Raw genomic sequence first — 665 nt, 5'->3', positions numbered from 1 at the left:
TCATCAAAAACACCACGTATCACCGCACCTGACTGCTCACCGGATGTAATGGTGGCTGACGTTCCCATGTACCCGCGTATCGTTTCATCGGCGCGGGCAATGGCAGCATCGAACAGGTTATCGAAATCAGCCACAGCGCCTCCCGTTATTGCATTCTGGCCAGGCCGCGCTCTGTCATTTCGGCTGCCACACCGGCAGAGACACGAAACGCCGTTCCCGGCAGCACAAATGCCACAGGTTCATCCCGCGTGGCGTGAAGTGCATCAGTATGCAGCTTCACCAGTGCCACGACCGTGACCAGTTCAGACGTATCCAGAATCACGGTATCCGGCTGCGCTGATCCCACCTCATTTTCATGTCCGGTCAGCACATTTTCCCGGCTGAGAGGGGTGTCCTGACCGGCAGTTTCATCCGTGTCATCAAGCTCCTCTTTCAGCTCTGCCACACGGAGCGCCAGTTCTTCTTTCGTCCCCGTCAGGCTGACATCACGGTTCAGTTGTTCACCCAGCGAGCGGAGACGGGCAATCAGTTCATCTTTCGTCATGGACTCCTCCACAGAGAAACAATGGCCCCGAAGGGCCATGATTACGCCAGTTGTACGGACACGAACTCATCAAGCTCCTCTTTCAGTTGTACGGACACGAACTCATCAGACGGGCAATCAG

1 protein-coding gene is annotated in these 665 nt (G+C 55.9%); it reads right to left on the bottom strand.

The window, feature by feature from the left end; genetic code table 11:
- Window positions 1-145 precede the first annotated feature (145 nt).
- On the bottom strand, window positions 146-544 hold the full coding sequence (locus tag KDM92_RS18230) for a DNA-packaging protein FI (protein ID WP_000158919.1): 399 nt from the start codon (window positions 542-544) through the stop codon (window positions 146-148).
- Window positions 545-665: the final 121 nt, after the last annotated feature.

Origin of the sequence: Affinundibacterium baiyunense, from assembly GCF_018139645.1 — a bacterium.
Taxonomy (GTDB): domain Bacteria; phylum Pseudomonadota; class Gammaproteobacteria; order Burkholderiales; family Burkholderiaceae_D; genus Undibacterium; species Undibacterium baiyunense.
Note: the sequence above shows the minus strand (reverse complement) of the source record. Positions and strands in the feature narration are given on the sequence as shown.

What these genes read in the sequence shown, in the direction of transcription:
- KDM92_RS18230 (WP_000158919.1), bottom strand. Translation starts at nt 544, where the DNA reads ATGACGAAAGATGAACTGATTGCCCGTCTCCGCTCGCTGGGTGAACAA.